At 63.8% G+C, this 8,162-nt stretch carries 5 protein-coding genes; 1 reads left to right on the top strand and 4 read right to left on the bottom strand.

The window, feature by feature from the left end; translation table 11 throughout:
- The 4 genes from NZM16_RS13820 to NZM16_RS13805 all read right to left on the bottom strand — a co-directional run.
- Positions 1–847, bottom strand: an 847-nt coding sequence (locus NZM16_RS13820) for a DegV family protein (protein ID WP_295480943.1), incomplete at its 3' end; no start/stop codon positions are given.
- 174 nt (positions 848–1,021) lie between these two features.
- Entirely contained in the window at positions 1,022–1,504 is a 483-nt protein-coding gene (locus tag NZM16_RS13815; RefSeq protein ID WP_295453539.1) for a flavin reductase family protein, read from the bottom strand.
- Positions 1,505–1,739: 235 nt separating this feature from the next.
- Positions 1,740–3,074 carry a C39 family peptidase gene (locus tag NZM16_RS13810; RefSeq protein ID WP_295480941.1) on the bottom strand — a complete coding sequence of 445 codons (1,335 nt, stop codon included), beginning with the start codon at positions 3,072–3,074 and terminating at the stop codon, positions 1,740–1,742.
- Between the two features lie 319 nt (positions 3,075–3,393).
- The gene (locus NZM16_RS13805) at positions 3,394–4,521 is read right to left on the bottom strand and encodes a hypothetical protein (protein ID WP_295453545.1); all 1,128 of its coding nucleotides are present in this window, start codon (positions 4,519–4,521) and stop codon (positions 3,394–3,396) included.
- A gap of 327 nt (positions 4,522–4,848) precedes the next feature.
- On the opposite strand from NZM16_RS13805, the gene NZM16_RS13800 reads away from it, so the two are divergent.
- A partial coding sequence (locus tag NZM16_RS13800; protein WP_295480939.1) for a GAF domain-containing protein occupies positions 4,849–8,162 on the top strand: 3,314 nt, incomplete at its 3' end.

Below are 8,162 nucleotides of genomic sequence, written 5' to 3'. Positions count from 1 at the left end.
CGGAGGCCGGTTCCCCATAACAGGCCAAACCCAATCCGCCCGGCCCAGCGTGGGTGGCCACCGCCGGCCCGGCCTCAGCGATGAAGATCTCCGTCGGCCGCAATTCCTCCCGCAGGGCGCGGGCGATCTCTTCCGCCACCTCCGGAAGCCGGGTGTGCATCACTCCGATCCGCAGATCCCGCCGCCCCTGGGCGTATTCCCGGATCAATTCCTGCAGCCGGGCCCGAGCCCGCTGGGTGGTCCGCACCCGCTCGTGGGCCTCGATCCGACCTTCGTGGAGCTTGAGGATCGGCTTCAGCTGCAGCAGGTTCCCCACCAGCGCCTGGATATTGCTCACCCGCCCTCCCTTGGCCAGATACTCCAGGGTATCCAGGATGAAATAGAACACTGTGTGCGCCTTCATGAACTCCAGACGCCCTAAGATCTCGCGCACGGTCGCCCCCGCGCGAGCCATGCGTGCAGCTTCCAGCACTAAGATCCCCTGAGGAACAGAGATCAGGCGGGTATCCACCACATGGATCTCCGCCTCCGGCAGCATCTCCCGGGCTGCCACCGCCGTCGCATAGGTCCCGCTCAGCGCGGAGGAAAGATGGATCGAGACGATGGGATCTCCTGCTTCGCTCAATTGACGATAGACCTCATAGAACCGACCCACCGGCGGCTGGGAAGTGGTGGGGAGAGCCGGGGATGTCCGCAAGTATTGATAAAACGTCTCCAGATCGAGGTCCTCTCCTTCATAGTAGGTCCGTCCACCCATGTTCACCACGAGGGGGACCACGGTGATGCCGTATTCCTGAAACAATTCCGTCGGAAGGTGCGCGCCGCTATCGGTAACGATCCGAACCATAGGACCTCCCCGGAGCGTGAAAGTGGGGCTTCACTGTGATGTGTTGGGATACCGAAGACCCCTGGGGCACCGGGCCGGAGGCCGAGGGTCCTCGGCCCAATCCCCTAAGCATTAAAAAATGGGAGAACGCTGCGCAGGCTTTGCCGCCTGCAGCGTCCAGTTCGCGATCCGGATTTATCCCCCATAATACCATCCGGTATCCCACATCACCAGCGGTTTCGCCTCGGGATCACGCAGACCGGCCTCGATGACCTCGGCCACGAACACGGTATGATCCCCTCGACGCACCGCGTCGGTCACCCGCGCCTCAAACCATGCCGGCAGATCCAGAAGAAGCGGCGCGCCGGTTTGCGGACCCCGTTCGAAGGGATAACCATTCAGCCGCCCCTCCGCCACCTGGGTGGGGCGGAAGAACGCAGCGGCGATCTCCTTCTGCCCAGCCCCCAGGATGTTAATCGCAAACCGACCGGTCCGCTCGATCAACCCGTGGAGATGGCTGTCCCGCTTGATCCCTACCATCACTAAGGGGGGATTGAAAGAAGCCTGCGAGAGCCAGTTGATGGTCCCGGCGGCGATCTCCTCGCCATCCGCCGCGGTGAGGACGTAAAGACCATAAGTAATCAACCTCAGCGTGCGCTTGCGGATCTCGGGGTCCATAGCTTCCCTTCTCCCTTGATCAGGATGCGGGAGAGATTTTAGATTTATCGCGTAATCCCCAAGTAGAGGCTTTCCGAGGATGGGGAAGGCTGCCCTCGGCGGCCTTCCCCATCCTCGGAAACATCCATGGCCCTTTGGGCTGTGGAGAGGAGGGTAGGCGGCTTCGCCGCCTGCTCCCTCCAGATCCCAGGCTTGCGCCCGCACATCCCGACGCAAAAGGGCAACCGGGTTCGAATCACGGGGATAGGGCGGCCAGGTGGGCCCGGGCGGCCTGGAAGTTAGGGTTGAACTGCAGCGCCCGCTCGAAGAGCGCCCTTGCCCGCTCCCGATCCCCCAGCGCCAGCAACGCCTGGCCCTTATAGTCATACCATTCCTCGACGTAAGGCGTCACCCTCAGGTTCGCATCGGCCAGGGCGATCACATCGGCGTAGCGGCCGACGGCGAGATACGCCTCAAAGGGCTCGAAGCGATACCACAGGACCCGCCAGGGCAACCGCAACGCCCGCGCCTGATCAAACGCCGTCGCCGCGTCCTCCGCTCGCCCCAGATAAAACAGCGCCGCGCCCGCGTTGAACCAGGCGAAGGCATCTTGAGGATTCGCCGCCAGCTCTTCCTGGGCCCGGGCCAGGGTTTCCTCCCACATCCGACGGTCGTCATCCCAGACCGGGCCGATCAGCTCCCGCAGACGGCCCTCCGCTTCCGGCGGATAGATCACGAGATACGTCCGGTTGAAATGTCGCCAGTAGCGATCGAGCTCCGGATACGGAACACCCTGATTCGGCCCCATATAGGAATCCATCACGATGAATTGCCCTGCTCGCTCGCTGTAGCCGATCAGGAGCCTGTAGTGTCCCATCCACCCCTGTTTGGGATCCGGCTCGAAGCCGGTCTCGATGAGGACCGGGAAGCCAGCGCGCAGCAGCCGCTTGAGCAGTTCGAGGTCCCCGTTCACCCGCACCCGTGCGCCGAGCCCCAGGCTTCGGGCGAAGGCCGCCATTTCCTCCGGCGAGACGTTCTTGTCCTCCGGGTTCGGCTTCAAGACCGCCGCCGCCTCCCGTTGGGTTCCCCGCCACCCATAGAAGCTCAGCCCCATGGCCAGGGTCGCCGGCCCACAATTGTTCCAGGTCTGGAACGCATGGCGCACCCCGTAGAGCAATACATCGGCCTGATCCAGCGCCGCCGGGGTGTTCCGCGCCGCCTGGGTCGGCCCCGGGAACGCTGGCCGGGTGATGGTCGGCGTGGGAATCGAGCGGGAAGGGGTGGACGTCGGCGGGAGGGCGGGAGCCGGCGACGGAGAAGGGCTTGGCGTCGGGGAAGAAAGCGCGGTCCGCGTCGGAGAAGGACGAGAAGCGCCCGGAGTGAGGAGAGGGGCCAGCCGTTCGAAGGACACCGTCGCCATCGGCGTGGGAACTTCCTTCGGATGAGCGGGCCAGAACCATGGCTGAAGGGGCTCCGGGACCAGTCGGGCCACATAGCGCGGGGGAAGGCGATGAAGGCCCTCCCAGATGGCCCCCAGGCTCAGGAAAGCCACCAGCAAGCTGAACCCGATCCATTTCCGACGGACTCCCATTCCGGATCCCCTTTCTTAACCAGAGGCTGTCCATAGAAGGACACACCCATCCTCGGCCACGGAGAGCATCCTCACCACCCATATTCACAGATCAAGGGGACGTCGTTCTGCTACAAACCTGGGTTGGAGGGGGGCGAGGCGGGCGGCCTCGCCATCCCCAATTTTCCCATCCTACCCCTCTTCCCACGTCGCTTGTTGGGGGCTGGGCTGGGCGCCTTCGGCCCCCGGCCCAGCCCAAGATTCAACGTTCTCCCCCCAAGGGAAGCTCCCGAAAACGGCTCCCCGCATCCAAGAATCCCCTGAGAGTTCGAATAAGCTCTTACAGGGAGATGCAGGGAACACCCAGGGCGGCCTCCAGCAATGCGACGAGACCCGCAGCGACCAGCGTATGACCGCCGACCAGGACCGTTAAGGGAGCCTGAACTGCCGCTTCGATCCATTCTCGAATCACAGGATCTTGAATCTCCAGAACGGCAAAGAGGTCCGCCGCGTAACGATCTACGGGCGCCGGCCAGCGGCCGGCCGCGGCCATCCAGACCCGGATATCCAGCAGGGCCCCATCCGCCAGCTCCCCCAGGGTTTCAAAGAATCGGCGAGGGCCGACGGCCTGCAGGTAAGTATACACCAGCGATCGCACCTCACCCCGGTGCATGCGGGCGCTGGCCTGCATCCCTCGCTCCTCACTGAACACCCGGGTCCAGATCTGAGCGTGCCGCTCCAGGGCCGCCCAGGCCCATGAAGGAACGCGCCCCGCCAGCACCAGACGGCTCCCGGGGGTTCGCAACAGCGTCAGGATCTGCCGCACCCGGGAAGGATCCCATCCGGTTCGCGCCACCGCCTCTCGAAGGGCGAGAGGCGCCTGGGGATGCTGGGCAACAATCATGGCATCCACAGGCGTATCCAGATCCAGGAGCGAGGCAGTGGAGCGTGGCCAGACCCGGGCCGGAAGCCCGGCCTCCCGATGGAGCACCCATGCCATGGCATTGTCGGTGGGAAGCCGATGGGCATAGGCGAGGATCGCTTCCGCGGGGGCCACCGCGATCCAGTCGCTGGAGTGCAGGTTGTTCGTCAGCAGGCCCTCTTCCATTTCGGCAAACGCTGTTAGCACCGCCTCCCAACCCGCTGTGCTCATCAACGGCGCGGCGCCGGCCCCCACGTAAAGCAGGCGGGAGATCTGATGGCGCTGGATCAGCCCGGCCAGGCGGGCGCCGAATTCGAAAGAACGATCCCCCCGATCCAGATCCCATTCCAGAGGGAAAGGGGCCTTTTCCAGCGATTCCAGACCCGCCTGATCCGGAGCGGCCAGGATCACCCGGGCCGCCCGTCCGGTATCCATAATCCGGTGGATGGTCTCCTGCGCCGCCACCCGGAGAATCCGCCCCATTTGCTGTTCCAGCAGGTGATTCCCTATTGGGCCCACCATCACAAGCAGGGTGAGGTCTTTCATCCGGTCCTATACCTCAGAACGAGTGCTTCTTCCCGCGGCCCTTCAGGCCGCGGGAAAGGGGAAAACATCTTGGCTCATGTCCAAAACTCGTGCAAGCCAGAGAGCCAACCGCCCGATGGCGGGAAAGGGCCTGATTCTCCTCCCCCCACCCTCTCCCCACGCCGCGTCGCGGCGTGGGGAGAGGGATTTAGAAACGTTGGGGGTGGTGGGGCGGGGGCTTCGCTGTCCGCCCACCACCCCAAACCCCTAAGGATACACGAAGCGCTGCGTTGCGCATACCCTCTGAGTTAGAATTATGTCTGCAGGCGCATATGAAGAGGAAGCAAAATGGGAACGCGAAAGCGAGTTCTGCTGATCGATCCCTGGGAAGAGGATCGCGGGGAGATTCAGCGACGTCTCCAGAGCGATGTTCCTGAGAGTGAGCTGATCTCCATGCAAACGCTGCTGGAGGAGGAACACCTCGAGAGACTCGGCGCCGTCGATCTGATCCTCACGGAATGGTTACTTCCGGGGATGAAGGGCAGCGAAGCGCTCAGCCTCCTTCAACAGCGGTGGCCTGGAGTGCCTGTGGTGGTGGTCACCCGTGAGCGCTCTCCCCAGCAGGTGGCAGCGGCGTTCCGGGCAGGGGCGAAGGATGTGCTCCTGAAATCGTCAGAGGATCTGGCCCGCTTGCCGGAGGTCGTGGCCGCGATGCTCTCCTCCCTCTCCTCCCTATCCGCTCTCCCTCCCGCGATCCTCCACGCCCTGATTGAGAACGCTCATGAGACCTTCCTGATCCTGAACCCCGATGGAACCATCCGTTATGGAAGCCCTGCGATCCAGAGAACCCTCGGATATCCTCCGGAAGAGCTCTCGGGTGAAAGGCTCTTTGATCTCCTTCATCCGGAGGATCTTCCCCTCGCGGTGGAAGTCTTTCAGCAAAGGCTCCATGCCCCAAATGAGATCGCAACCCTGGAATTACGCTTCCGGCATCGGGACGGCTCCTGGCGGGTTCTGGAAGTTAGCGGACGGGCCGTATGGCTGGACCGGGCGATCCGCGGCCTGGCGCTTGTCTGCCGAGATCTCACGGAACAGCGCCTCATAGAAGGCGTGCTCTATCGATCCCATCAGCGATACGAGGAACTGGTCCATGATCTGGATGGGATCGTCTGGGAAGCCGAGGGCGATCCGCCGCGCATTACCTTCCTCAGCCAGCATGCGGAGCGGCTTCTGGGCGTTCCGATCCAACATGGAGAGCGCAAGCTCGCCCTCTGGTGGGATCGCCTTCATCCGGAGGATCGGGCTCGCGTCGTAGAGGCCTACGCTCGCGCAGCCGCCGAGGGTCAGGATCGCACGCTGGAGTATCGCATGATCACCGCGGCTGGGCGAACGCTCTGGGTGCGAGATCGAATCCGGGCCGTGAGAACAGCAGGGGGCGGAGTCCGGCTTCGAGGGGTGATCGTGGACATCACGGCGCAGAAGCGGGCGGATCAAGCCCGGGAAGTTCTGACCCGGATCCTGCGCGCCTTAAATGAGCTTCCCGAACCCCTCGCGGCCTTCCCGCTGATCGCCGCTGAAATCCGCGTCATGACCAATGGCCAGCGGATCAGCCTGATGCTCCGGGATCCAGAGAGGGGAACGTTCACCATCTGGAGCGATGATCCCGAGGCCCCTGAGCTTCCGCATGAGCAACAGCTCCTCCTATCTCAAACTGCAGCCGGGGCAGATATCCAGGCAGGTCGCCCGCATATCAGCCCGGATCTGTCCGCAGAGCTGGGGTTCCTCATCGAGGCCCAGCTATATGCAGCCGGATATCGATCCAGCATCCATATCCCGATCCGATTAGGCGAACAGGTATTGGGAGCGCTAAGCGTGGCCTGGAAAACGCCGGGAGCTCCGGGGCTGGAGGAAATGCCCTTCCTGAACCAGGTGGTCGAGGCGATGGCGGCCGCGCTCCTGCGGGCCCGCCTGATCGCGGAGACGCGCCGGCAGGCGGAGCATCTGGCCCTCCTGAACCGGCTGCTCACCGCGGTCCACGAACCCCTGACGCTTCCGGAGGTGCTCCAGGTCGCGATCACAGAACTTGTCCAGGCCCTGGGGGTCGATCGGGGAGCGATCGCGCTGCGACAGCAGCCCGGCGATCGTCTCCTGGTTGTTGCGGAATACAATCCGATCGGAACCCCTTCCGGGTTGGGGCTGATGATCCCGGCGGCCGAGAACCCCTCGATGGTGCAAATCCTGGCCACCCAGCGCCCGCTTCAGATCCATCAGGCCGCCATTGATCCCCGATTGGGTCCAGTAGGCCTCCGCTTGGCTGAGCTGGGGATTCAGTCCCTCCTGATCGTTCCCATGGTCATCCATGGGGAAGTGATCGGCACCATTGGCTTGGACAGCGTTCGCCGGCCCCGGATGTTCTCCGAGGAGGAAATCCGACTGGCCCAGGCAGCGGCCATGCATGTCGCCATCGCGGTGGAGCGAACGCGGATCCTGGAGGATCTCCGGAATCAGTCGGCGCGGTTGCAGATCCTTTACGCGACCGCGCAAACCCTGGTAGAACCACGGGAACTGCCCCGTATGATGCGACATGCGGTGGAGGTGATCCTCCCTCTTCTCCCCGCTGACGGGGCCAGCGTTTACATCGCGGACGAAGGCGGGTCGGGACGGCTCCGGGTCGTGGTGGAAGTGGGCTACTCCGCCGCCCCGGTCACCCGGGCGGTATGGGAAGGGGTAGAGGAGACCATCACCAACCGGGTGGCAACTCAAGGAGAGCCCCTTTGGGTGGAGGATTGCGCTCGTTACCCCTATCCTCCCCTCAGCCGCTGGATCGTGGAGCGCGAGAAGATCCACAGCCATGCGGCCATCCCCATGCGCCGCCAGGGCGAAACCCTGGGCGTCCTCCACGTAATCTGGCGCTCCCCTCGCCCCTTCGACGCCGAGACCCGCGCCCTTCTTCATAGCGTGGCAGACCTGCTGGCCCTGGGGGTTCACAGCGCCCGGCTGCTGGAACGCACCCGGGAGCAGGCAGCCCGCCTCGAAACCCTCAACCAGGCGCTGCAGGAAGCGCTGGCGTTGCGGGAACAGATCATCCAAAACGTCTCCCATGAATTGCGTATGCCCCTGGCGATCATCCTGGGCCACCTGGACCTCATCCTGGATGAGCCTTCCGGCGAGCTGCCCCCATGGCTTCTGGAGAAGCTCACCCTGATCCGCGACCGGGCAAGGCATTTACGGGCGTTGATCGAGCAACTCCTGATCCTTCAGGATCTCCAGAAACCATCAATCCTCCACCTGCAAGAATTGGATTTCGGACCATGGCTCGAGGAGATCGTCCGATCCTGGGAGCCTGCGATGGCCCGGGCGAGATTGCGCTTGCGTCTGGAGATCGCTCCGGACCTAGGGAGGGTGCACGCAGATCCCCTTCAGCTCGAGCAGGTGATGAACAACCTCCTGGATAACGCCCGGAAATTCAGCCCGTACGGGGGAGAGGTGTGGATCCGGGCCTGGCGTCAGGAAACGGCCTCGCCTGCCCCCAACGCTGACGAAAAATCCCCTCCCCACGGCCCAAGGGGCCATCGATGGAGTCCAACACGCTCCGTTGGTAGTGCTTTGTCCACTTTTCATTTGGGGGTTTTCGGGGGCGGTACGAGGGGCCCAAGGCCCCC

This window comes from Thermoflexus sp., assembly GCF_025055495.1.
Classification (GTDB): Bacteria; Chloroflexota; Anaerolineae; order Thermoflexales; family Thermoflexaceae; genus Thermoflexus.
This window is presented reverse-complemented; position numbering and strand designations above follow the sequence as displayed.